We start from the raw sequence: 24,286 nt of genomic DNA on the forward strand, positions 1-24,286 counted from the left end.
TTTAATCCGAAAGCAGGCTTTCGACAGCCTCCAGCGCCTCGTCATCGGTGCGCTCCAAATCCGCGTCGCCGCGATCCACCCCATAAAGGCCCTTGTCGGAATGATAGCGCTGATGGGCACTGCTCGCCTGCCCCTGAGAGACAGGGGATGGCGTAACAATGAAGGCGGCAGCAATACAAAGTGCTGTCAGAGCCTGAACACGCAATTTCATATCATATGCCTGTGCTTGGGGCCGGGACGAAATCCCAGTCTCTCTTTGTTAGCTTGCATTCCCCAACCGCGAGGGCAAATAAAACGCAAGTATTACAAAATCAAGTCGTTAAACAATCATTCCGGCTGGATGTTCAGTTTAAAGCCAAAGTGTGACTCGGTTCACACGCCCCCAGTTGTTGGCATCAAGACCATGACAGGTCCGTACTGAGTTTTCGCACCTTCTCCCGCGGCGCAATCCATGCGAGATGCGTCAATATGGCTGACTCATTTTTGCCGCCGTCACCGCTGTTTCTGCGCGAGGCCGAGGTTCGCCGCGGCATCGAGCTTCTGTATTTTGGCTATTCCAGCCTGATCAAGCGGGCGGACGACAAGCTCGCCGGCACGCCCTATGGCCGCGCGCATCACCGCGCGCTGTATTTCATGGCGCGCCAGCCGGGACTGACTGTTTCAGAACTCCTGCGACTGCTCGACATCACCAAGCAATCGCTTGGGCGGGTACTGACCGATCTTCAGGACGGCGGGCTTGTCGAGCAGAAGGTCGGCGAGCGGGACCGGAGGCAGCGCCGGCTTTTCCTGACCGAAGCGGGCAAGGCGTTCGAGCATGAACTCTTCGATCTTTTGCGCCGGCGCATGGCCGAGGCCTATGCCGAGGCCGGGCAGCAGGCGGTGGGCGGTTTCTGGTCGGTTCTGCGCGGGCTGCTGCCGCCCGATCTGCGCGAGGCGGTGGCCGACCTGCAGCAGGGCGATTAACGTCCTTCCGCGAGTTCCTTCGAGCGACCGGCGGCGGCGCGGACGGCGGCGCGCACCAGCGCCGGGAGACCGGGGTCGGCATCGAGCGCTTCGAGGCCCGCCTGCGTCGTGCCACCCGGCGAGGTGACGGCGGCGCGGAGATCGCGGGGGCTGCGGGGATCGGCTTCCGCAAGGGCCGAAGCACCCACAACTGTGGCGCGCGCGAGCTTTTCTGCGAGTTCGGACGGGAGGCCCGCGGCTTCGCCGGCGGCGGCGAGGGCTTCGATGAAGCGGAAGACGTAGGCGGGGCCGGAGCCGGAGACGGCGGTGACGGCGTCGAACTGGTTCTCCGATTCGAGCCAGACGACCGATCCGGTGCGTTCGAAGAGATTTTCGACCGAGACGCGTGCGGCGTCGGAGAGGCCATTGGCGTAGAGCGCGGTGATGCCCTTGCCGACGGCGGCGGGCGTGTTGGGCATGGCGCGAACGGGCACGGCTTCGCCCGCGAAGGCGGCGAGATCGGCGAGCATCGTGCCCGCCATGATCGAGACGACGACCGTTTCAGGGCCGACAAGCGCCGGGAGCCCGGCAAGCGCGGTCGGCGCGACCTGCGGCTTCACCGCGAGCACGACCACATCGGGACGCGGCAGCACGCCCGCAGGCAGAGCTGGAAGATGCTCGACACCCTCCGGCAACTGCGGCGAACCCGGATCGACGACGACGATCGTTTCGGCGACACCGACCCACCGCGCCAGCAGCGCGCTCCCCATATTGCCGCAGCCGATCAGCCACAGCGTTCGAATTTTGTTCTCGTTCTGCATAGTCGATGCGCTCCTTAACCGGGCCGGACCACGACCGCAATCGCGAGTTTCGGAACCAACCGGGCAGCGCGTTGTTATGGGGGGACCGAGGATAAGGAGATCGCTATGCAATCCAGGGTTTTTCGAATCGCCACTGCGGCTGCGGCACTAACGGCGTTCAGCGGACTTGCCGCGTGCAACAGCCCGACTGAGGAGAAGGCGGAAGACCGCGCAGACGCCATCGAAGATCAGGCCGACGCGATGCGTGACAGCGCGGATGCACAGGCGGACCAGATGGAAGACACTGCCGATACCATGGACCCGACGCTGGACGGGGTCGATTCGACCACCGAACAGTCGATGGAGAATCAGGCCGAGGCCGTCCGCGAGTCGGGCGAAGCGAAGGCTGATGCCATGGAAAACAAGGCCGACGCCGTCCGCGACGCGGCCGACAAGTAAGCCGCGGTCTCACTCAGGAAAAAGCTCGGCGCGCCTTCGCGTGCCGGGCTTTTTTTGTTCAGGCCACCTGGCGAAGCTCTTCGCCCGGCCACTTCACCCAGAGCGCAGCAGCACGCGCAGCGACCTTTTTGGCCGCTTCTTCCTTCACCGGACCGTAGCCGCGTACATCGAGCGGCAATGAGGCGATCGACGTTGCAAGCGCGATGTTATCGGCGCGGAGCCCGGCGATCAGGCGATCGAGATCGGTCTCGAACGCGGGAATAGCCGCGCGCTCGTCTTTCCGTTCCTGCGAATAGCCGAAGATATCGAACGGCGTTCCCCGAAGGCCTTTCAGCTTCGCCAGCACCTTGAACACCGGCATGATCCACGCGCCGAACTCGTACTTCTTCGGCCGCCCCGTGCGCGGATCGGGCCGTGCGAACAGCGGCGGGGAAAGCTGCACCTTCATCTTGTAGTCGCCGCCAAACTGCTGGCCGATCGCCGCTGCGAAACGGCCATCCGTGTAAAGCCGGCCGACTTCGTATTCGTCCTTGTAGGCCATCAGCTTGTAGAGCGACCGCGCCGCTGCCTGCGTCAGGCATTCGCTGTCCGGGTTCGCCGCCTGCTCGGCCGCGCGCACCGCCGCGATCCGGGCAGCGTAACGGCTGGCATAGGCCGCGTCCTGATAGGCCGTGAGGTCTTTCACGCGGCGCGCGATCAATTCGTCCAGCGTTTCGGAAAGCGGCTCGGGCGCCGGGCCCTTTGCCTCCTCGACCATCGCCATCACCTTGTCCGGCCGGTGCGCGAGCAGGCGCCCCAGCGCGAAGGCGCGCTTGTTGAAGGGGATGGCAACGGCGTTGAGATCGATCGCCGCATCGATGCTTTCCAGCGCCAGCGGGATGAGCCCCTGCTGCCACGCATAGCCGAGCATCAGCATATTGGTGCCAATGGCGTCCCCGAGCAGCGCTGTCGCGATCTCGTCCGCCTTCACGAACGTGGTGGCGTTCGGGTTCGCGGCCTTGCGGATCGCGCGCTCGATGGCGGCGTTCTGGAAATCGAGATCGCGGTTGCGAACGAAATCGCTGACCGGCGAGATGTTCGCGTTCGCGACCACCGCCGTGCGGTTCGGCAGCATCAGGTTCTGCGCGGCCTTGTCCGCCGCGACCACGGCATCGAAGGCGAGCACGAGATCGGCAGACCCCGCGATGATACGCGGGCTGAGCAACTGGTCGTTGCGGTCGGCGAGGCGGACGTGGCTGTAAACCGCCCCGCCCTTCTGCGCGAGACCGGCCATGTCGGCGGTCGTGGAGGCCTTGCCTTCGAGGTGCGCGGCCATACCGAGCAGCGCCGAGATGGTGAGCACACCGGTGCCGCCGATGCCGGTGACGAAGATGTTGTAGCCGTGGCCGGGCGCATTCAGCGCGGGCTGCGGCACGTCCGCCAGGTCCACGTCCGCCGACTTCGCCTTTTTGATCTGCGCGCCTTCAACGGTGACGAAGCTGGGGCAGAAGCCCTTCAGGCACGAGAAGTCCTTGTTGCAGCTCGACTGGTTGATGCGGCGCTTGCGGCCGAATTCGGTCTCGACCGGCTCCACCGACACGCAGTTCGACTGCACCGAGCAGTCGCCGCAGCCTTCGCAGACGGAAGTGTTGATGAACACGCGGCGATCGGGATCGGGGAACTTGCCCTTCTTGCGGCGGCGGCGCTTTTCCGCCGCGCAGGTCTGGTCGTAGATGATGACCGTGGTGCCCTTGGTCTCGCGGAACTCGTTCTGGATCGCGGGGAGATGATCGCGATCCTTCACGGGCACGCCGGAGACGGTTTCACCTTCGTAGCGCGACATATCCTCGGTAAGGACGACGACCTTCTTCGCGCCTTCGGCCAGCATCTGCGCGGCGATCTGCGCCACGGTGATGTCGCCGTCGTGCGGCTGTCCGCCGGTCATCGCAACAGCGTCGTTATAAAGGATCTTGTACGTGATGTTGACGCCCGCCGCGATCGACTGGCGCACGGCGAGAATACCGGAGTGGAAATAGGTGCCGTCGCCGAGGTTCGCGTAGATGTGCGGCTCGTCGACGAACGGCGCCTCACCGATCCACGGCACGCCCTCCCCGCCCATCTGCGTGAAGTTGCCGGTTTCGCGATCCATCCACATCGACATGATGTGGCAGCCGATGCCCGCCATTGCGCGGCTACCTTCCGGCACCTTCGTGGAGGTGTTGTGCGGGCAGCCCGAGCAGAAATAGGGCGCGCGCTTGATCGGCGGCGTGTAGCTTTCCGATGTTTTCGCCCGCTCCTCGAAGAAGGAGAGGCGCGCGCGGATACGGTCCGTATCGTGGTACTTCTGGATGCGGCTGGCGATCACGTGCGCGATCATGCCGGGGGTCAGCTCGTTATCGGGGCTGAGCAGCCATTCGCCGCGCTCGTCCTGCTTGCCGACGATGCGGGGGCGCACGTCCTCGCGCCAGTTGTAGAGCTGCCAGCGAACCTGATGCTCGATGAACTCGCGCTTTTCCTCGATGATGAGGATTTCCTCGAGCCCTTCGCAGAACTGGCGAATGCCGTCCGGCTCCAGCGGCCAGGGCATACCGACCTTGTAGATGCGAAGCCCGATATCGCGCGCCACGTGCTCGTCGATGCCGAGCGCGTCGAACGCTTCCATCGTATCGGCATAAGCCTTGCCCGTGGTGATGATACCGAAGCGAGGGCGCGGCGTATCCCACACCGTGCGATCGATGCCGTTCGCCTTGGCAAAGGCCATCGCGGCGAAGCCCTTGTAACGCTGGAGGCGCGTGTCTTCCTCGCGCCAGATATCGCCCTCGCGGATGCCGAGGCCGCCTTCGGGCATTTCGAAGTCGCCCGGCACGATGATACGGCGATGTTCCTTCGCAAGATCGATCGTCGCGGAGGTCTCGACAGTGTCAGCGGTGGCCTTGAAGCCGACCCACGTGCTGGCGAAGCGCGACATGGCGATGCCGAGCAGGCCGTATTCGACATATTCGTCGACGCTCGCCGGATAGAGGAACGGCACGAAGGCGGCGAGGAAGTTGTGATCCGACTGGTGCGGCAACGTGGAGGACTTGGCGCCGTGATCGTCGCCCACGATGGCGAGGACACCGCCGTGCTGCGAGGTTCCGGCCGCGTTCGCGTGCTTCAGCACGTCCATGGCGCGGTCGAGGCCGGGGCCCTTGCCGTACCAGATGCCGAAGACGCCATCGAACTTGCGGTGCGGATTGAGGCCGACGTGCTGCGTGCCCCAGACGGCGGTGGCGCCAAGCTCTTCATTGACGCCGGGGACGAAGCGGATGTCCTGCGCTTCGAGCAGCTTCTTCGCGCGCCACAGTTCCTGATCGTAGGTGCCGAGCGGCGAACCGCGATAGCCGGAGATGAAACCGGCGGTGTTGATGCCGGCGGCACGGTCGCGCGCCTTCTGGATGAGGGGGAGCCGGACCAGCGACTGCACGCCGCTCATAAACACACGCCCGTCTTCGAGCAGGTACTTGTCGCTGAGCGTGATGGCGGGCTTCGTGGCCATGTGTCGATTCTCCCTCAATAGGTCAGTTATACTGCCTTATCCCTTTTCACGCAAGAATATTACAACGCGCCAATGCGGGCTTTTTGGCTGATATCGGCGCCACAAACCCTCATTCTGAGCAGATATCACCCCAGAAATCTTATTCGTTGGCAGAATTCTTCTCCGAACCCGGCCACATGCCGAAAGAAAGACAGAATCTAGCGACTTTGCATGTTCACCGCGCCAGCGGGCATCCGCATCTCAAGCTCCGGCAGGTCTTCCGATGTGTAAAGCTGGCAGGCGAGCCGGGAATTGCGCGCAACGCCATAGGCAAAGTCCAGCATGTCCTCCTCCTCCACGCTCGGGCGCGGCAGCAGCGCGGCGTGCCGCTCCGCGACGATGACGTGGCAGGTCGAGCAGGCCATGTAGCCTTCGCAGACGCCCTCCAACGGCTGATCATTCAGCTGCGCGATTTCCAGCACGCGCTCGCCGGGCTTTGCTTCCACCTCGACGACATTGGTGCCATCCGCCGATATGAACCGCACCAGCGTCACGCTGCTGTCCTCCGCTGCATCAGTACAGCATCGCCGATCATGGCGGCGGCGGCGCGTACCTCGTCTTCGGTGCTGAAGCGGCCCCAGCCGATGCGGAGGCTCGCCTTCGCCTGCGCGCGGCTGAGCCCGAGCGCTTCGAGGACATGGCTGTGCCGCCCCTTCGCGCTGGCGCACGCCGCACCCGAGGAGATGGAAAGGCGGCGCAGGTCCGCGATCAGGCGGTCGCCGTCCAGCCCTTCGAAGCGCAGGTTGATGTTGCCGCGCCAGCGGTGCACGGCGCTGCCGTTGATCGCGTGGGGCACATGCAGCGCGGCGAGGAAGGCGTCCCAGAGTGCTTCGGCATGGGCGGCATCCTCGCCCATGCACGCTGCGGCGATCTCGGCGGCCTTGCCGAAGCCGACAGCGAGCGGGGCGGCGAGCGTGCCGGAGCGCAGCCCCCCGCCCTCCTGCCCGCCGCCGTGCATCTGCGGTTCGAGGTCGAGGCCGGAGCGGAGGACGAGCGCGCCGATGCCCTTGGGACCGTAAATCTTGTGCGCCGACAGGCTCACGAGATCGATGCCGAGCGCGGGCATATCGAGCGGGATCTTGCCGAAGCCTTGGGCGGCGTCGCAGTGGAACAAGGCTCCGGCGGCGTGCGCGGCGGCGGCGATCTCTGCGAGCGGCTGGACGACGCCGATCTCGTTGTTGACCGCCATGACGGAGACGAGCGCGACGTCCGGGTCGAGCGCGGCTGCGAGCGCGGCGAGATCGATGAGGCCGTCCGCACCGACGCCGAGCACGGTGATAGCGAAGCCCTGCGTTTCAAGGTAGCGCGCGGTTTCGAGGACGCAGCTGTGCTCGGTGGCGACGGTGACGAGGCGGCGACGCTCGGCGCGGGCCATGACGCCCTTCAATGCGAGGTTGTTCGTCTCGGTGGCGCCGCTCGTGAAAACAACCGCTTCCGGCGGCATGTTCAGAAGACGTGCAATGTGGCCGCGCGCGACGTCCACGGCGGCTTCCGCCTCCCAGCCGTGGCGGTGGCTGCTGTGCGGGTTGCCGAACTTTGCGGTCCAGAACGGCTGCATCGCCGCGACAACGGCGGGATCGGCGGGGGTGGTCGCCTGATAGTCGAGATAGATGTTCATGCCGCCCGCCTTGCCGCCGCGAGCGTTTGCCACGTGTCGCAGAAGGCATCGATCTCGGCCTCGGTCGTTGTCCCGCCGAGGCTGACGCGGATCACCTCCGCCGCGGCGGTGCCCATGCCCATCGCGGCAAGCACATGGCTCGCGCCGACCTTGCCCGAGGAGCAGGCCGAGCCGCTGGAGACGGCGATGCCCGCCATGTCGAAACGGATGAGCTGGGTGGCGGCGGGGAGGCCCGCCATGCGGATCATGCTCGTCGTCGGCAGGCGCGGCGCGGACGCGGCGACAATCTCGGCGCCGAGGGCCGTGAGGCGCCCCTCCATGCGGTTCCGCAGTTCGCCCGCACGGGCAAGCCAGGCGGTGTCCGCGCGGCGGGCTTCGAGCGCGGCGGCGAAACCGGCAATGCCGACGAGGTTCTCGGTGCCGCCGCGAAGTCCCCGCTCCTGCCCGCCGCCCTTCTGGATCGCGGCGAAATCGTCGGCACAGCGCACGACGAGTGCGCCGACACCGGGCGGCCCGCCGAGCTTGTGCGCCGAGACCGCGACGAAATCGGCGGGCGGGAGCGGAAGCTTTCCGGCGGTCTGCACGGCATCGCAGACGACGCGGGCACCGGCGGCGTGGGCCGTTTCGACGATCTCCACCACGGGCTGGATGACGCCGGTTTCGTTGTTGGCATGGCTGACGGCGAGAAGATCGCCCGCCTCCAGCTCCGGAAGCCGGGCGAGGCCATTGGCGTCCACGGGGACGATCAGAGCGTCAGGCGCGGCGGCGAGGACGGCGGCGTGCTCAGTCGCGAGGGCGAGGCGGCGGCTGGCCTTCGCGCCGTTCAGCGCGAGCGCGAGCGCCTCGGTGCCGCCGCTGGTGAACACGATCTGCTGCGGGAAGGCGCCGAGCGCGGCGGCGATGCGGTCGCGGCAGTCTTCCAGAAGCGCCTTCGCGCGGCGCCCCTCGGCATGGACGGACGACGGATTCGCCCAGACGCGCGCGGCCTCGGCCATCGCGTCCGCAGCGGCCCGCGCCATCGGCGCCGTGGCATTCCAATCGAGATAGATTCGCTGCGTCAAATCATTGCCTTGCCATCCCCGCGACTCATCATTGAGTCCGGAAGGGTGTTTCCTATATAGGGATGCGCTTTCACGCGCACAGTATCAGGACCATCGATGCCCGAAGTGATTTTCCCCGGACCGGAAGGCCGGCTCGAGGGACGCTACCAACCCGGCAACAAGCCGCGCTCACCCGTCGCCATTCTGCTCCACCCGCACCCGCAGGGTGGCGGCACGATGAACAACGCCATCGTGCAGGCGATGTACCAGTCGTTCGTGCGGCGCGGCTTCGCGACGCTGCGCTTCAACTTCCGCGGCGTCGGCCGCAGCCAGGGAACGTTCGACCAGGGTGTCGGCGAGCTTTCGGACGCGGCGAGCGCGCTCGACTGGCTTCAGCAGTTCAACCCCGAGGCACCCGTCACGTGGGTGGGCGGGTTCAGCTTCGGCGCGTGGATCGGGATGCAGCTGCTGATGCGGCGCCCGGAGATCAAGGGCTTTATCTCGGTGGCCCCGCCGGCGAACATGTACGACTTCGGCTTCCTCGCCCCCTGCCCGTCCTCGGGCCTCATCGTGCAAGGCCTTGCCGACGAGGTGGTGGCGCACGGCGCGGTTCAGAAGCTTGTCGACAAGCTGAAGACGCAGAAGCACATCACGATCACGTACGAGACCGTTCCCGGCGCGAACCACTTCTTCGCGAACGAGATGAACGAGCTCATGGGCGTGATCGACGCCTACCTCGACATGCGGCTCGCGACCGACCGTTAAGGTCGGCCGCAAGCCGCAAGGTTTCAGCCGACCTTGTGGATCCAGCCGCGCTCGTCGTTCGACTCGCCGCGCTGGATGCCGACGAGTGCGTCGCGCAGCTTCGCGGTGACCGGGCCGGTTTCGGTCGGATCGCCGATGGTGAACGCGCCGCTTGGCGAGCGGACGGTGCCGATCGCCGCGACAACTGCTGCGGTGCCGCACGCAAACGTCTCGCGCAGGCGGCCGCTTGCAGCGTCGGCCTTCCACTCATCGATGCTGTAGGGGCGCTCATCAACTTTCATACCGAAGCCGCGCGCCAGCTCGATCAGTGAGGCGCGCGTGATGCCAGGGAGGATGGTGCCGAGCGGCGGCGTGACGATGCTGCCGTCGTCCATCACGAAGAACACGTTCATGCCGCCGAGTTCCTCAACCCAGCGGCGCTCTGCCGCGTCGAGGAACACGACCTGGTCGCAGCCTTCGCGAATCGCTTCGGCCTGCGCAATGAGGCTGCCCGCGTAGTTGCCGCCGCACTTGGCCGCGCCCGTACCGCCGGTTGCGGCACGCGTGTAGTTTTCCGAAACCCAGATCGTCACCGGCTTCGCGCCGCCCTTGAAATAGGGGCCGACCGGGCTTGCGATCACGCAGAAGATATAATGTGACGCGGGCCTGACGCCGAGAAACACCTCGTCCGAGAACATGAACGGGCGCAGATAGAGGCTGCCCTCGCCGCCCGGAATCCAGTCGCGGTCCGCCGCAACCAGCTTCTCGACCGCTTCGAGGAACAGCGCCTCGGGAATGCTCGGCATCGCCATGCGTTCCGCTGACTCATTGAACCGGCGCGCATTTTCCTCGGGCCGGAACATCGTGATCTCGTCGCCGCGGCCGCGATAGGCCTTCATGCCTTCGAAGATTTCCTGCGCGTAGTGGAGAACAGCAGCAGCGGGATCGAGCGTGAAGGGCGCGCGCGGACGCAGCTCCGGATTGTGCCAGCCTTTGCCCTCGCTCCATTCGATCGTCACCATGTGATCGGTGAAGAGCTTTCCGAATCCGGGGTTTTCAATCAGCTTCGCACGCTCCGCGGCGGGGACCGGAGTCGCGGGGGTAACGCGGAATTCAAGACCGGATGTCATCATTCTCTCCTTAAAACTCGTTCAGGCCGCGGTCCCAGCGACGACTCGCGCGCTTTGTTAGAAAATTGCGCGGGCCTTTGGCAAGCCATCCACCATACAGACGCGTCAGGGACGGAAGATGACACCGCCCACGGTGGGCGACGGTACGCCCGTGGTGCCGGGAAAGCTGATGGGCAGGCCCCGAAGGCGCCGCACCGCCATGTAGGCGAAGCCTTCCGCCTCCATCGCATCACCCCGCCAGCCGACAGCTTCCACGGGATCGGCGGGAATACCGGTACGCTCGGCGAGCATCCGCATCAGTGTCCCGTTATGCCGTCCGCCGCCGGTGACGAGCAGCCGCGCCGGGCGCGCGGGCAGATGGGCGAGCGCAAGCCGGACGGTTTCCGCCGTGAAGGCGGTGAGCGTCGCCGCGCCGTCCTCGAACGACAGGCCGCTGACGGCGTTCAGCGAGAAATCGTGGCGATCGAGCGACTTGGGCGGCGGCAGCGCGAACCAATCGAGGGCCGTCATGCGGGCCAGCACCTCCTCATGCACAACGCCGGACGCCGCGATCGCGCCGCCCGCATCATGGCTGAGACCGCGCGCCGCCAGCACCCAATCGTCGATGAGCGCGTTGGCGGGGCCGGTATCGAACGCGATCATCTGATCGTCGGCGCCAAGGAAGGTGACATTGCCGACGCCGCCGAGATTGAGCACGGCGACAGGTCCGCCAAGCCCAAAGGCGAGCGCGCGGTGATAGACGGGGAGCAGCGGCGCCCCCTGCCCGCCGGCCGCGACGTCCGCCGAGCGGAGATCGGCAACCACCGTGAGGCCGAGCGCGCGGGCGAGCGCTGCGCCGTCGCCGATCTGCCATGTCCAGCCGCGCTCCGGCCGGTGCGCGATGGTCTGACCGTGGAAGCCGACGACGTCGGCGGCGGCACCGTCCAGCAGGGTGCGCACCGCATCGGCGTGCAGCGCGGTGATTTCAGCCGCGGCAGCGTCGATCAGCGGGTCCGCACCCGGCGCTTCCACGCCGAGCGCGCGCTCTATGGAGGCGCGGAGCTTTTCCCGCGTGCCTTCGCCATAGGGAACGCTGAGGAAACCGAGCGGGTGGACATGCCCCTCGCCGTCCGTTTCGATGAGCGCAGCGTCTATGCCGTCCATCGACGTGCCGGACATCAGGCCGACGGCGCGATAAAGCCCGCTACTCATACGCTCACCCTCATGCTATGCGCCCGGCCGCTATGACCCAATTCAAGTCCGATCTCCTACGCCTGCTCGATGCGCGCGGCTATATCCATCAGCAGACCGACGCGGCGGCGCTCGATGCGCTTGCAGTGAAGCAGGTGGTCCCGGGGTATATCGGCTTCGATCCGACGGCGCCCTCGCTGCATGTCGGCAGCCTTGTGCAGATCATGCTGCTGCGGCGGCTCCAGCAGACCGGCCACAAGCCGATCGTGCTGATGGGCGGCGGCACCGGCAAGATCGGCGACCCGAGCTTCAAGGACGAAGCCCGGCGGCTGATGACGACCGAGACGATCGCGGGCAACGTCGCCTCGATCAAGCGCATCTTCGAGAAGTTCCTGACCTTCGGCGACGGGCCGACCGACGCCGTGATGCTCGACAATGCCGAGTGGCTCGACAGGCTCGAATACATCCCGTTCCTGCGCGACATCGGCCAGCACTTCTCGGTGAACCGGATGCTGAGCTTCGATTCGGTGAAGCTGCGGCTGGAGCGCGAGCAGTCGCTGAGCTTCCTCGAATTCAACTACATGATCCTGCAGGCGTACGACTTCCTCGAACTGTCGCGCCGTGCCGCCTGCCGCCTGCAGATGGGCGGATCGGACCAGTGGGGCAATATCGTGAACGGTGTCGAACTCGCGCGCCGTGTGGACGGCACCGAGGTGTTCGGCGTGACGACGCCGCTCATCACCACCGCCGACGGCGGCAAGATGGGCAAGACGATGGCGGGCGCCGTGTGGCTGAACGAGGATTCGCTTCCCGCCTACGATTACTGGCAATTCTGGCGGAACACGCACGATGCCGACGTGGGCCGCTTCCTGAAGCTGTTCACCGACCTGCCGCTCGATGAGATCGCGCGGCTGGAAGCGCTGGAAGGCGCGGAGATCAACGCCGCCAAGGAAGCACTCGCGAACGCGGCAACGGCAATGTGCCGGGGCGAGGATGCGGCGGTGGGCGCAGCGGAAACCGCGCGCGCGACCTTTGCGGAAGGCGGCGCGGGCGAGGACCTGCCCCACATCGCCGCCTCTGCCCCGATCCCGCTGGTCGACGCGCTCGTCGACCTCGGCCTCTCCGCATCCAAGGGCGAAGCGCGCCGTCTGATCACGCAGGGCGGCGCCCGCGTGAACGGCGAGGCCGTGACGGACCCGGCCGCGACAGTCTCGGGCACCGGCGCGGTGCGCGTGTCGGCGGGTAAGAAGCGCCACGGAGTGGTGAACTTCGGGTAAGGGCAACGTCCTCCAGGGCGATTTTCGCACCTTGCCTCTCCAGCGGTACACTCTAATATGACCAACGGGTCATATTAGAGTGTACCGCTGCCGTTCGCCTGGAACGGCTTCCGATGGAAGGGGCAATCGTGTCGGTGCCATTTCGAAAAATCAGCATTTCCGGTGACGGAAGAACCCGAGGAAGGCAGCACGGCGAGGAACTGCGCGATCTGGTGCACGCACATCAGGCGCGCTGGGCGGACTCGATGCGGGCCGACCTCGACATGCCTGTCGACGCCTACCTCGCGCGCCTTTTCGGGGAAACCCGCTTCCTGCCCGCGATCGAACGCCACACGCCGGACTTGCTAGAAGAGGTGCGCGGCATCGCGGAGGGTGCGGGCGCGGATTTCGGCGTTACGCTCGCACGCCAACTGAGCGACGAGGAGCCGTGGTTTCGCCGCAAGATCAAGCTGGAAACGACGGCGGGCCGGGGCTGCACGGCCATCGGCGTCGACGTGGGAAGCGACGCGCCGACGCTGATCGCGCAGAACATGGACATGCCGAAATGGTGCGACGGCCATCAGATTCTGGTGGATGTGGACGATCATGTCAGCGGCACCCGCGCGCTGGTGTTCACACTGGCCGGCAAGCTCTCGCTGAACGGCCTCAACGCCCACGGCGTCGGCATCTGCTGCAACGGCATGTCGCAGCTCGACCACTCTGTTGACGGCCTCCCCGAAGACTTCGTCGTACGCGGCTTCCTGACCCGAAAGTCACTCGAAGAAGGACTCGGCTTCATGCGATCGATCCGGCACGCCTCCGGGCAGAATTATGTCGTCGGCGGCCCCGGGGGCAGAGCGATCGACATCGAGGTTTCGGCGGACCGCGTCGTCGAATGGCGGCCGGACGCGGACGCCCAGATGGTGTTCCACACCAACCACCCGCTCGCGAACGGCGACCAGGCGATCTACCGCCAGCAGGCGGCCGGGCTCGACGAGGCCAAGCTGCGGCGGCTGTTCTACGGCACCTCGCATCTGCGCATGGCGGTGCTTGGCGCCCGTTTCACCGCGCCTTATGATCGGATCGACATGGATGGCATCAAGGCCGCACTGTCCGACCACAACGGCCCGGTGTGCCGGCACGGCGAGGTCGAGGGCATGACCGATCACTACACGATAGGCTGCATGATCATGGAACTGGACGCCTCGCCCCGCCTGCATGTCGCGCCCGGCCCTCCCTGCGAGACGCCGTTCGAGACGCATGGGTTCGCATAATATGGAGCAGGATCACGCCTGGCTGACCGCGCTTCGCCGCGACATCCATCAGCATCCCGAACTTGCGTTTCGCGAAACGCGCACGGCGGAGATCGTGGCGCGCGAGCTGACTCGCATGGGCATTCCCTTCCGCACCGGTATCGGCGGCACGGGCGTGGTCGGCACGCTCAGCGCCGGAACCTCGGGCCACAGCATCGCGCTGCGCGCGGACATGGACGCGCTGCCGATGCAGGAAGACTCAGGCGTGCCGCACCAATCCGTGTATCCCGGCGCGTTTCACGGCTGCGGGCACGACGGACACACCGCGATGCTGCTGGGCGCGGCTGAGCAGCTCTCTCGCACGCGCGCGTTCGACGGCACCGTGCATTTCATCTTCCAACCGGCCGAGGAAGGCGAAGGCGGTGCGGTCGCCATGCTGAACGACGGGCTGCTGCGGGACTTCCCTGCCGAGCAGATATTCGGGCTGCACAATTGGCCGGGAATGCCGCTCGGCCATTTCGCGACGCGCCCCGGCCCGATGATGGCCGCCTTCGCGAAGTTCGATATCCGCATCGACGGCAAGGGTGGGCACGCTGCGCTCCCGCATGAATCGACCGACCAGATTCTCGCGGCCTCCGCGCTGGTGCAGGCCCTTCAGAGCATCGTGTCGCGAACGCTCAATCCGATCGATCCGGCGGTCGTCAGCGTCACGCAGTTTCACGCGGGCTCGGCCTACAACGTGCTGCCAGGCAGCGCCGCGCTCGCCGGGTGCACGCGCTATTTCTCCGATGCGGCCGGGGAGACGATCGCCGCGCGGCTCCGCGCCATCGCGGCGGAAACGGCGGCGACGTTCGACGCCACGGCGGAGGTCTGTGTCGATCAGGTTTACACTGCGCTGGTCAACGATGCGGCTGCGGCGCGGCTGTGCGCCGATGTCGCCGCGTCGCTCGTCGGCAGCGCGCAGGTGGATGCGGACTGTGCGCCGATCATGGCCTCGGAAGATTTCGCGTTCATGCTGCGTGAGCGGCCGGGCTGCTACATCCTGATGGGCACGGGCGACGGCGACCACGGCTGCATGGTCCACAACCCCGCCTATGATTTCAACGACGCGGCGTTACCGATCGGCGTATCCTACTGGGTGCGGCTCGTGGAAACCCGCCTCGCCGGCTAGGCTTGCAGGCCAAGCATTTCGCGCGCCTGCGCCGGTGTCGCGAGCGGATAGCCGAGATCTTCGACGATGCGCCGGGCCTTTTCGCAAAGCGCCGCGTTGCCTTGGGCGAGAACACCTTTCGACAGATAGATATTGTCCTCTAGCCCAACGCGGACATGACCGCCGGTCAGCACCGAAAGCGCGACCATCGGAAACGAAGACGCGCCGACGCCGAACGCCGTCCACACCGCGCCCTCCGGCAGCATCGCCTTGCCAAGCAGGACAGACTCGACGCTCGCGGGCCAGCCGTATTTAAGGCCGAGCACGAAGGAGAACATGGCGGGCGCCGGAAAGGTGCGGGTGCGCATCAGGTCGCGCGCGAGCACAAGGTCGCCGGGATTGAAGATCTCGATCTCGGGCTTGCTGCCCGCGGCCAGCATCGCATCGGCCATGATCGCCGTGTTCGCCGGCGTGTTGATGACGACCTGCTCGCCCGAATTCATCGTGTTCAGATCGAGCGTGCAGATCTCCGGCTTCAGCGCGGTGATGTGCGGCACACGCTCTAGCGGCGGCAGCAGGCTGGTGCCTTCGGCGGCGACGCGCGGATTGTCGCGGTCCGGCACGAAGCGGCCGCCGGGTCCGGTCGTCAGGTTGAGCACGATGTCGCATCCGGCATCGCGAACGCGGGCGACGACCTCCGCATAATACGCGACCTCCATCGAGGGGCGCCCGGTTTCGGGGTCGCGGACATGGATGTGCGCGATCGCCGCGCCGGCTTTCGCCGATGCGATGGTCTCCTCGGCGATCTGTTGCGGCGTGATCGGTAGCCATGGTGTCTGCTCGGGGCGGGTGATGTTGCCGGTGACGGCGGCGGTGAGGATGATGTCGCGCATGGCTGGCGTCCCTAGAGGTGGCGGCCGCCGTCGACGGCGATGACGATGCCCGTCGTCGCCGTCAGCAGCCGGGCGGCGCAGAGGACGGCGTTCGCAACTTCGGTGGTCGTGGCGAGGCGGCCGAGCGGGGTTGCCGCGACGGTGCGGTCGATGAAATCCTGCCCGCGTCCTTTCGCGAACGGCGTGTCGAGCGCGCTCGGCGCAATGCCGACGACGCGGATGCGCGGTGCAAGTGCCTTGGCGAGCGCGTGGGTAACGGCATCCATCGCCGCCTTCGCGCCAACATAGGCGATGTTGCTGCCCACGCCCGTGCGCGCGGCGACGGAGGAGATGTTGACGATGCACGGCTGCTCGCCGCGATCGAGCAGCGGCTGGAGATCGCGGATGAGGCGGATCGCGCCCGTGGCGTTCGAGGTCATGACCAGATCGATCAGTGCGTCGTCCAGCAGGTCGAGGCGGCCGAGTGATACGCTGCGTGTCACGCCGGCGCTGTTGACGAGGAGGTCGAGGCGGCCGAGCACGACGCCTGCCCAGTCGGCGAAGGCGCGGATCGAAGCTGGATCGGTCAGGTCAAGTGCGGCGCTGATCGCCTCGCCGCAGGCAGGTGCGCTGCGGCCGGGATCGAGCGCGTCGCCGCTGCGCGATGCGATGACGACGCGGGCGCCGTGCGTGGTCAATTGGCTAACGACGGCCGCGCCGACGCCGCCCGCGCCGCCCGCGACGATCGCAATGGCACCCTCGAACCCGGTCGCGAGCAGTGCGGAAAGCGTATCGCTCACTGGTGCTTGATCCCGCCGTCGGCGGCGCGCACCGGGCCATCGGGGAACTTCGTTCCGAACGGTACGTACTCCGCACGGGCCAGATATTCGAGATCGAGAGTCATGCCGATCCCCGGCGCATCGGGGATGACGAGGTAGCCGTTTTCGATGCGGTTGATGTGGCTGGTGACGCGGTTCCAGGGATCGCGGTCTTCGCGGACATAGCCCTGCACATCCCAGTTGGGCGTGCAGGCCGCGAGCTGGATGTGGCAGGCGGTCGAAACCGGCGCGGTGAAGTTGTGCGGCACGATGCGCTGATGGCGGGATTCGGCGATGGCAGCGATCTTGCGCATCTGCGTGAAGCCGCCGGCAAGGCCGACGTCGGGCCGCAGGATCGAGACCGCGTGGCAATCGGAGAATTCTCGGAATTCCCAGATGTTCGTGTTGCGCTCCGCCACCGCGACGGGGCCTGCCATGCGCTCTGCGACGCTGGCATTGGCGGCAACGCTGTAGGGGAGGATCGGGTCTTCGAGGAAATAGGGGCTGATGCGCGCGGCAGCGGCGGCGAACACCGCGGCCAGATCGGGCGTCAGGTTGCGGTGCATCTCGATGGCAATGTCGATGTCCCAGCCGACCGCTTCACGCACGGCCTCCACAGCGCCGATTGCCGATTGCATCATCCGCGCCATCGGCTGCCGGTGCCAATCGCCAAGGAACGGCTTGATCTTGATCGCGGTGAAACCCTCATCGCGGGCGATGACCGCCTGCTCGACCAGTGCCGCTTCCGTTCCTGCTTCGAGCAGCAGGATGGCGCGGACCTTGTCGCGCACGCGCCCGCCCAGCAATTGCCAGACCGGGACGCCGAGCGCCTTGCCCTTGATGTCCCACAGCGCCTGATCGACGGCGCTGAGCGCCGCCATCAGCACCGCATCGCGGATGCAGTGATGCTTGAAGGCGCGCTGGAACAGGAATTCGGAGCGAAACGCATCCTGCCCAACAAGCTCGCCGCGCAAATCATCGATGACGGCGCGCACAGCGGTCGGGTGCGGGAAGTAGGTCGCCTCGCCGATCCCATCGATGCCCGCCTCGGTGATGACGCGCACGAAGGCCCAGTGCGAGGCGACGTAGCATTCGACCCCTTCGATTCGCATGTAGCCCCTCTTCTTCACCCTGCGTGCATCTCAATATGACCAAATAGTCATATTATCAATACAAACCGTACCCTGCCTGCACGCAGCACATGCTCTTGGATCACAAAGCCGTCGGGAGAACAGCACCACATTTTATAATAAATTTCAATTTTTACAGTATGATATAGAAAATTCTGATTTGCCCACGCCTTGTGCACACCGTGGAGCACAGCCGGCATTGACAATCCATTCTTATCAGTCATATGACTATATGGTCATATACTGACGGCAAGCCAGGATGCCGGGTTCCGATCGGCCAGAACGGTGGCGGATTCAGGAATGCCGGCCTACCGGGTCGGGAAGAGGGGGCCGAATCATGGGGATTTCGAAACGGACGTTGCTGGTATCGGGAAGTTTGGGGGCGATCATGCTCGCCGGCGTGCCGGCCTTTGCGCAGGAAGCCGAAGCGCCGCTCGTTGAGGGCAACGAGATCGTTGTGACCGCAAACCTGCGCGAACAGGTGCTTCAGGACGTTCCGATCGCGATCAACGTGATCTCCAGCGAAGAGATCCGCAACGTCGGCGCCACCGACCTCAATGGCATCGTCAAGACGCTCGCGGGCGTCGAGCTCCGCTCGGAATCGCCCGGACAGGGCGCGGTCGCCATCCGCGGCATTTCGGAACTCAACACCAACAACATCTACGGAACGACCGGAACCGCGGTCGGACTCTATATCGATGAGGCCCCCTTCTCGGTCGGCGGCTTCTTCCCGCAGGCCGTGCTCGCCGACGCGGCGCGCGTCGAGGTACTTCGCGGGCCGCAGGGCACGATCTTCGGCGAGGGCTCGCTGGCCGGCACGATCCGCATCATCGGCAACAAGCCCGACTCCACCGCCTTCGCGGGCGCGGCCTCCGCGACGGCAGGTGCCGTGCGCGACGGCGGCACCAACAGGTCGGGCAACCTGATGCTGAACGTGCCGCTGGTGACCGATGTGCTCGCCCTGCGCGCGGTGGGCTTCTACCAGCGCGACGGCGGCTGGATCGACCGCACCGACGCAACGGTGACGGCATCCTTCGGCGCGCCGCCCAACCCGATCCTTGGGCCGGGCGTGCCATCAGTGAACCAGACGTTCACGCTGTCCAAAACCGAAAAGAACGCCAACGACGGCGAAACCTACGGTGGTCGTTTCCAGCTCGGATTCACACCAACCGACAGCTTCAGCGCGAATTTCTCGGCACTGATCCAGCGCTCCGACCGCGGCTTCCGCAACCGCGGCTCGGTCGATCGCGAAGGCTTCTTCTCGACCGATCTCGAGCACATGAACGACGATTTCGAGCTTTACAGCCTCGTCCTCGAAAAGCGCCTGCCCTTCGGCAAGCTGCTGTCCTCGACCAACTATTTCAGCCGCAACATCTCCCAGGCGCAGGACCAGCTCGGCATCATCTACATCGCCAACCAGATCGGCTTCCCGATCACCGGCGGCGCCTTCACCTTCCAGGGCTCACGCGTCGAGGTCGATGTCGATGTCAAGGAGTTCAACCAGGAGCTTCGCTTCGTTTCCGACTTCGGCGGTGCGTTCGAGCTGACGGCGGGCGGCTTCTACAGGAAGCGCAAGCTCGACACGCGACTGTACGCGCCGCAGGAACCGCTGGTGCCGGTCGCGATGGCCAATGCCATGTGCGGCGGCCTTTGCGGCTACACGGTGGACGGCGCCGGCGATCTCGATTCGAATTCCGACACCACGAGCCGGCAATGGGCGGGCTTCGCCGAAGGCACGCTGAAAGTCAGCGACCAGCTGACGCTGCTGCTCGGCGCGCGCTATTTCAACGATCGCCGCCGCTCGGAAACCATCGCCACCAGCATCTTCGGCGGCATCCCCTTCCCGCAGGCCTTCCCGTCTTCGGGCAACGACAACGTCTTCAACCCGCGCGTGTCGATCACCTTCGAGCCGAGCCCGGACCTGACGCTTTACACGTCGGTCAGCCGGGGCTTCCGCAGCGGCGGGCAGAACGATCTGTTCGCGCTCGTCTCCGGCGCGGTGCCATCCGACATCTCCTATGCGCCCGAGCGCATGACCGCGTATGAGGCGGGCGTGAAATCGGCGTTCGGCGACGGGCTCGCCACGTTCAACGCGGCCGTCTTCTACAACGACTGGACCGATCTTCAGGTCGTGACCAAGGAAGGCGCGGGCGGCGTCGGCGAGATCATCGGCAATGCCGGCAAGGCGCGCAGCTACGGCGTCGATCTGGAAGCGATTGTAAAGCCGACTGAAGGGCTGACGCTCGCGGCCGGGGCCACAATCCTCGACACCCGCATCGGCAGCATCGTCGCATCGGGCCAGACCATAACCGGTGCGCGTATCCCGAACACCGCGAACTTCAGCGCCAACGCCTCGATCACCTACGAAGCGCCGCTGAACGACGATCTCAGCCTGCTGATGCGCGCGGGTCTGCAGCACCGCGCCGGAGCGCTCAGCTCGCTGCTGCGCATCGGCACGCCCTTCGAACGGCTGGACGGCTACACCACGCTCGACCTGCGCGTCGGCGTGCAGACGGACCGCTGGTCGATCAGCCTGTTCGCGGACAATGTGACCGATGCGTTCATCCCCTACAGCCAGTTCGTTTCCACCGATCCTTCGAACCCGAACGGCGGCGACCCCATCACGGGTAAGGCGCTTTATTTCCAAGGCTCTCCACGCGTGATCGGGATCAGCGCCCGCGTCAATTTCGGGGCAAATTGACGAAGTCCGCCCGCCCGATCGCGCTGCCCGGCCGGACCTCCCATCCGGCCGGGCAGTCATATGTGCCGAAGGGGGCGGAACGAGATCGACAAGCCGTGCCGCTTTCGATTATTGGCGGAGCAGGCCGTGCCGGACGCGCGGCAGGCAATGGCGGGGATAATGGCTTGAACGGGATCAGCAGCATCCGCTTTTCGACATTTCTGGCCGCGCTTTCGGGCGAGATCCGGAAGGTGCGGAGCGGCGAGAAGACGAAGCTGAATCTCCTCTCTTCGGGCGTGCGCCTGCTCGAGGATGTCGGCTACCGCGATCTCAATGTGGAAGACGTAAGCCTCGATGCCGGGCTCGCCAAAGGCACGTTCTACATTCATTTTCCGAGCAAGGACGCCTTCCTCCACGAGATGGCGCGCCGCTATGTCGATTACGAGCGGCAGATCTATCCGGTGCTGCCCTCCAACCATTCGCACTACGCCAATGTGCGGCAATGGATCGCCTGGTACGAAACCACCTTCATGAACAATGTCGGCGTGCTGCGCGCCATGGTGCAGATGGCGGATGTCGATGCGACGATGTGCGCGATCTGGCACGACCGCAACGAGGCAATCGCCGACCGCACGCTGGAATTCGCCGTGCGCCGCATGGGGAAACCGCCAAGGGACCGCGACCTCTTTCACCTGATGCAGCGCACCGCGGGCGGGATGCTCGACCAGAGCCTGTTCGCGCGCCTGCGGATTCAGGCCGGCCCCGGCATCAAGCAGGAATACCCGGCCGAGTTCCTGATCGAACTGCACGCCCTGATGCTCTACCGCGCGCTTTACGGCCAGAACCCACCTGCGGATCAGGCAGGCGAGATTTGTGCGCTGGTGGAGATGCAGGTTCCCGAATGACACGCATCGCGGTTTTCGGAACCGGGATCATGGGCGCGCCGATCGCGCGCAACCTCGCGGCCGCGGGGCATGATGTCGTCGCCTGGAACCGTTCGTTCGACAAGGCCGAAGCACTCGCCGGTCCGGGGATCACGCCGGTGCAAAGTGCGCGCGAAGCGGCGCGCGGTGCCGACGCCGCGATCCTGATGGTGAGCACGGGCGCAGTGTGCGACGCGCTGCTGTTCGGGGATGACGGGATCGCAGAGGTGCTGCCGCGCGGCAGCACGGTCGTGGTGATGAGTTCGATCCCGGTCGAGACGGCACGCACGGAGGCGGCGCGGCTTGCCGACGCCGGGATCGATTATGTCGACGCGCCGGTTTCGGGCGGCGAACGCGGCGCGATCGCGGGGACACTGACCATCATGGCCGGGGGCGACGCGGACGTGGTGGCGAAAGCGGCCGAATGGCTCGCGCCGGTCGGCCGCGTGACACATGTCGGGCCGGTGGGAAGCGGGCAGCTTGCCAAGCTCGCCAACCAGCTGATCGTGGGCGTGACCATCGGTGCGGTGGCAGAGGCGCTGCTGCTCGTCGAAGCGGGCGGCGGCGACGCGGAAGCCGTGCACCACGCACTGCAGGGCGGCTTCGCGGATTCGACCATCTGGCGCCAGCACGGCGAGCGCATGATCCGGGGGAATTTCCAGCCCGGCGCCCATGCGACGGTTCAGCTCAAGGACCTCGACACGTCGACAGGGCTCGCCGGAAGCCTCGGGCTCGAACTTCCCTTCGCGGGTCTCGCGCGCGATCTTTACGCGAAGATGTGCGAAGGGCCGCGCGCGGCGCTCGATCACAGCGCGCTCTATCTGGAACTCGCCGAGCGCCGGAACGGCTGAGCGAAGCCTTCTCCGTTTGGAATGACCTTATAGTCATTCAAAAATTCCGCACGAACCTGTACGAGAGCGCATAATAGCTTTCATATCCTCTGAAAATTCTGCGCTTGTTAACATGACCTGATAGTCATATTGTCTCGACAAGGAATCGGGGAGGCATTCGGGTGCGATGACGAGCGCGGGCGACATGGCGACGCTGACCGATCAGCTGCGCTTCCCGGAAGGACCGATCGCACTGGGCGACGGCAGCGTTCTCGTCGTCGAGATCGAGGGCCGCAGCCTCACCCGCGTGACGCCGAACGGCGCGCTCGAACGGCTGGCGATGCTCGACGGCGGCCCGAACGGCGCGGCGCTCGGCCCCGACGGCTGGGTCTATATCTGCAACAGCGGCGGCTGGACCTATGTGCGCGAGGGCGCGTGGACGCGGCCTTCGGGGCAATCGGAAACGCCGGGCTGGATCGAGCGCGTGCACCTCGAAACACGGCGGGTTGAGCGGGTTTACGACGCGTGCGGCGATGCCGCGCTCCGTTCCCCCAACGACATCGTTTTCGATGCGGACGGCGGCTTCTACTTCACCGATCACGGCAAGCGCGGCGTGCAGACGATGGATGTCGGGCGCGTCTACTATGGCCATGCGGACGGGCGCCCGCTCGTCGAGGTCGCGGCGGGGCTCGTGACGCCCAACGGTATCGGCCTCTCCGCCGACGCGCGGGCGTTGTTCGTGGCGGAAACCATTACGCGCCGCGTATGGGCGTTCGCGCTTTCCGCACCCGGCGTGATCGTGCCCGAACCATGGCCGTCGCCGTGCGGCGGGCGGCTGGTCGCGGCACTGGACGGCCCGGCCTATCTCGATTCGCTGGCGATCGATGCGGCGGGCAATATCTGCGTCGCCTCGTTCAACCGCTGCGGCATCCACGAGCTCTCACCGGACGGTGCGCACCACCGCTTCGTCGCGCTCGACGATTTCTACGCGACCAACATCGCGTTCGGCGGACCGGACAACCGCACCGCCTACGTCACTCTGTCGTCGTCCGGGCGCCTCGTCGCGCTGCCGTGGCCGCGCCCGGGCCTGCCCCTCGCTTTCCAGGACACCATCGCATGACCGTTTTCGCCGACAACCTCCTTGCTGGCCACGCCGCGTTCGTCGCGGGCGGCACCAGCGGCATCAACCTCGCCATCGCCAAGGCCTATGCCGCCGCGGGTGCGAAGGTCGCCGTGCTCAGTCGCAAGCCGGAGAAGGTGGAGGCCGCCGTCGCCGAAATCGGCCACGGCGCGATCGGCTTCGCGGCCGACGTGCGTGAAAGCGATGCGGTTCAGGCCGCGATGCGTAGCGCCGCCGACGCCTTCGGGCCGCTGTCGATCGTCGTGTCGGGCGCGGCGGGGAATTTCATCGCGCCAGCCGCCCAGATGTCGGCCAACGCGTTCTGCACCGTCGTGGAGATCGACCTCATCGGCACGTTCAACGTGCTGCGCGCCGCCTATGACGTGGCGCGGAAACCGGGATGCCGGATGATCAACATCTCCGCCCCGCAATCGACCGCGCCCTATTGGGGGCAGGCGCACGTCTGCTCGGCGAAGGCGGCGATCGACATGCTGACCCGCGCGCTGGCGCTGGAATGGGGGCCGGAAGGCATCTGCGTCAACGCCATCGTCCCCGGCCCCATCGACGGCACCGAAGGCATGGCCCGCCTCGCCCCGACGCCGCAGGCGCGGCGGATCGCCGAGAGCGCGACCGCGCTCGGCCGCTTCGGCACCACCGGGGACATCGCCGAAATGGCGCTGTTCCTCGCGTCGGACGCCGGCCGCTACGTGACTGGCGCGATCCTCAATTGCGACGGCGGACAGACACTTTCGGGCGGGGGCGCCTTCTCGCCCGCCGTCATCGCCGCACAAGGCTGAG

At 66.1% G+C, this 24,286-nt stretch carries 22 protein-coding genes; 11 read left to right on the forward strand and 11 right to left on the reverse strand.

Annotation, left to right across the window (positions count from 1 at the left end):
• Position 1: 1 nt before the first annotated feature.
• On the reverse strand, positions 2-211 hold the full coding sequence (locus tag ACE3TJ_RS03825; RefSeq protein ID WP_374594009.1) for a hypothetical protein: 210 nt from the start codon (positions 209-211) through the stop codon (positions 2-4).
• A gap of 257 nt (positions 212-468) precedes the next feature.
• On the opposite strand from ACE3TJ_RS03825, the gene ACE3TJ_RS03830 reads away from it, so the two are divergent.
• Complete coding sequence (locus ACE3TJ_RS03830; protein WP_374594012.1) at positions 469-963, forward strand: MarR family winged helix-turn-helix transcriptional regulator; 495 nt, start codon at positions 469-471, stop codon at positions 961-963.
• On the opposite strand, the gene proC is transcribed toward ACE3TJ_RS03830, so the two are convergent.
• The gene (gene proC / locus ACE3TJ_RS03835) at positions 960-1,763 is read right to left on the reverse strand and encodes a pyrroline-5-carboxylate reductase (protein WP_374594014.1); all 804 of its coding nucleotides are present in this window, start codon (positions 1,761-1,763) and stop codon (positions 960-962) included. The two genes, ACE3TJ_RS03830 and proC, sit on opposite strands and share 4 nt — an antisense overlap.
• Positions 1,764-1,868: 105 nt before the next feature.
• Between proC and ACE3TJ_RS03840 the strand changes: the two genes are divergently transcribed.
• A complete protein-coding gene (locus ACE3TJ_RS03840; RefSeq protein WP_374594016.1) occupies positions 1,869-2,201 on the forward strand; it encodes a hypothetical protein in 333 nt (110 codons plus the stop codon).
• Positions 2,202-2,259: 58 nt separating this feature from the next.
• Here ACE3TJ_RS03840 and ACE3TJ_RS03845 read toward each other — a convergent pair whose 3' ends face one another.
• The 4 genes from ACE3TJ_RS03845 to ACE3TJ_RS03860 all read right to left on the reverse strand — a co-directional run bounded on the left by ACE3TJ_RS03845 (position 2,260) and on the right by ACE3TJ_RS03860 (position 8,433).
• Complete coding sequence (locus tag ACE3TJ_RS03845) at positions 2,260-5,715, reverse strand: indolepyruvate ferredoxin oxidoreductase family protein (RefSeq protein WP_374594017.1); 3,456 nt, start codon at positions 5,713-5,715, stop codon at positions 2,260-2,262.
• A 197-nt stretch (positions 5,716-5,912) separates the two neighbouring features.
• A complete protein-coding gene (locus ACE3TJ_RS03850) occupies positions 5,913-6,248 on the reverse strand; it encodes a 2Fe-2S iron-sulfur cluster-binding protein (RefSeq protein ID WP_374594019.1) in 336 nt (111 codons plus the stop codon).
• Positions 6,245-7,372: a cysteine desulfurase family protein gene (locus ACE3TJ_RS03855; RefSeq protein ID WP_374594021.1), complete on the reverse strand. Its 1,128-nt coding sequence runs from the start codon at positions 7,370-7,372 to the stop codon at positions 6,245-6,247. Before ACE3TJ_RS03855 ends, ACE3TJ_RS03850 begins: the two co-directional genes overlap by 4 nt.
• Entirely contained in the window at positions 7,369-8,433 is a 1,065-nt protein-coding gene (locus ACE3TJ_RS03860) for a cysteine desulfurase family protein (protein WP_374594023.1), read from the reverse strand. Before ACE3TJ_RS03860 ends, ACE3TJ_RS03855 begins: the two co-directional genes overlap by 4 nt.
• 96 nt (positions 8,434-8,529) lie before the next feature.
• On the opposite strand from ACE3TJ_RS03860, the gene ACE3TJ_RS03865 reads away from it, so the two are divergent.
• The gene (locus tag ACE3TJ_RS03865) at positions 8,530-9,177 is read left to right on the forward strand and encodes an alpha/beta hydrolase (protein ID WP_339708503.1); all 648 of its coding nucleotides are present in this window, start codon (positions 8,530-8,532) and stop codon (positions 9,175-9,177) included.
• A 23-nt stretch (positions 9,178-9,200) separates the two neighbouring features.
• Here the strand turns inward: ACE3TJ_RS03865 and ACE3TJ_RS03870 are convergent, their stop codons facing one another.
• The gene (locus ACE3TJ_RS03870; protein ID WP_374594026.1) at positions 9,201-10,286 is read right to left on the reverse strand and encodes a branched-chain amino acid aminotransferase; all 1,086 of its coding nucleotides are present in this window, start codon (positions 10,284-10,286) and stop codon (positions 9,201-9,203) included.
• A 105-nt stretch (positions 10,287-10,391) separates the two neighbouring features.
• Positions 10,392-11,477: an anhydro-N-acetylmuramic acid kinase gene (locus tag ACE3TJ_RS03875; RefSeq protein WP_374594028.1), complete on the reverse strand. Its 1,086-nt coding sequence runs from the start codon at positions 11,475-11,477 to the stop codon at positions 10,392-10,394.
• Between the two features lie 32 nt (positions 11,478-11,509).
• On the opposite strand from ACE3TJ_RS03875, the gene tyrS reads away from it, so the two are divergent.
• The 3 genes from tyrS (at position 11,510) to ACE3TJ_RS03890 (ending at position 15,136) form a co-directional block, all read left to right on the forward strand.
• Entirely contained in the window at positions 11,510-12,733 is a 1,224-nt protein-coding gene (gene tyrS / locus ACE3TJ_RS03880; RefSeq protein ID WP_374594030.1) for a tyrosine--tRNA ligase, read from the forward strand.
• Between the two features lie 113 nt (positions 12,734-12,846).
• On the forward strand, positions 12,847-13,986 hold the full coding sequence (locus ACE3TJ_RS03885; RefSeq protein WP_374594032.1) for a C45 family autoproteolytic acyltransferase/hydolase: 1,140 nt from the start codon (positions 12,847-12,849) through the stop codon (positions 13,984-13,986).
• Entirely contained in the window at positions 13,973-15,136 is a 1,164-nt protein-coding gene (locus ACE3TJ_RS03890) for a M20 aminoacylase family protein (RefSeq protein WP_374594034.1), read from the forward strand. The genes ACE3TJ_RS03885 and ACE3TJ_RS03890 overlap by 14 nt, the downstream gene beginning before the upstream one ends.
• Here the strand turns inward: ACE3TJ_RS03890 and ACE3TJ_RS03895 are convergent.
• The 3 genes from ACE3TJ_RS03895 to ACE3TJ_RS03905 are packed head-to-tail and all read right to left on the reverse strand — an operon-like array spanning position 15,133 to position 17,917.
• Positions 15,133-16,008 (reverse strand): 3-keto-5-aminohexanoate cleavage protein, encoded by an 876-nt coding sequence (locus ACE3TJ_RS03895; RefSeq protein WP_374594036.1) that lies wholly within the window; start codon positions 16,006-16,008, stop codon positions 15,133-15,135. The two genes, ACE3TJ_RS03890 and ACE3TJ_RS03895, sit on opposite strands and share 4 nt — an antisense overlap.
• An 11-nt stretch (positions 16,009-16,019) precedes the next feature.
• Positions 16,020-16,787, reverse strand: coding sequence for an SDR family NAD(P)-dependent oxidoreductase (locus ACE3TJ_RS03900; RefSeq protein ID WP_374594038.1), 768 nt, complete (start codon positions 16,785-16,787; stop codon positions 16,020-16,022).
• Positions 16,784-17,917: a mandelate racemase/muconate lactonizing enzyme family protein gene (locus tag ACE3TJ_RS03905; RefSeq protein ID WP_374594041.1), complete on the reverse strand. Its 1,134-nt coding sequence runs from the start codon at positions 17,915-17,917 to the stop codon at positions 16,784-16,786. Before ACE3TJ_RS03905 ends, ACE3TJ_RS03900 begins: the two co-directional genes overlap by 4 nt.
• Positions 17,918-18,272: 355 nt before the next feature.
• On the opposite strand from ACE3TJ_RS03905, the gene ACE3TJ_RS03910 reads away from it, so the two are divergent.
• From ACE3TJ_RS03910 to ACE3TJ_RS03930, 5 genes are all read left to right on the forward strand, one after another.
• Positions 18,273-20,636: a TonB-dependent receptor gene (locus ACE3TJ_RS03910; RefSeq protein ID WP_374594043.1), complete on the forward strand. Its 2,364-nt coding sequence runs from the start codon at positions 18,273-18,275 to the stop codon at positions 20,634-20,636.
• A 164-nt stretch (positions 20,637-20,800) separates the two neighbouring features.
• Entirely contained in the window at positions 20,801-21,520 is a 720-nt protein-coding gene (locus ACE3TJ_RS03915; protein ID WP_374594045.1) for a TetR/AcrR family transcriptional regulator, read from the forward strand.
• A complete protein-coding gene (locus ACE3TJ_RS03920; protein WP_374594047.1) occupies positions 21,517-22,389 on the forward strand; it encodes an NAD(P)-dependent oxidoreductase in 873 nt (290 codons plus the stop codon). Before ACE3TJ_RS03915 ends, ACE3TJ_RS03920 begins: the two co-directional genes overlap by 4 nt.
• Positions 22,390-22,555: 166 nt before the next feature.
• Positions 22,556-23,488 (forward strand): SMP-30/gluconolactonase/LRE family protein, encoded by a 933-nt coding sequence (locus ACE3TJ_RS03925; RefSeq protein WP_374594049.1) that lies wholly within the window; start codon positions 22,556-22,558, stop codon positions 23,486-23,488.
• Positions 23,485-24,285, forward strand: coding sequence for an SDR family oxidoreductase (locus ACE3TJ_RS03930; RefSeq protein WP_374594051.1), 801 nt, complete (start codon positions 23,485-23,487; stop codon positions 24,283-24,285). The genes ACE3TJ_RS03925 and ACE3TJ_RS03930 overlap by 4 nt, the downstream gene beginning before the upstream one ends.
• The last annotated feature ends 1 nt before the right edge of the window (position 24,286 follow it).

Source organism: Sphingosinicella sp., assembly GCF_041916975.1.
Taxonomy (GTDB): Bacteria; Pseudomonadota; Alphaproteobacteria; order Sphingomonadales; family Sphingomonadaceae; genus Sphingosinicella.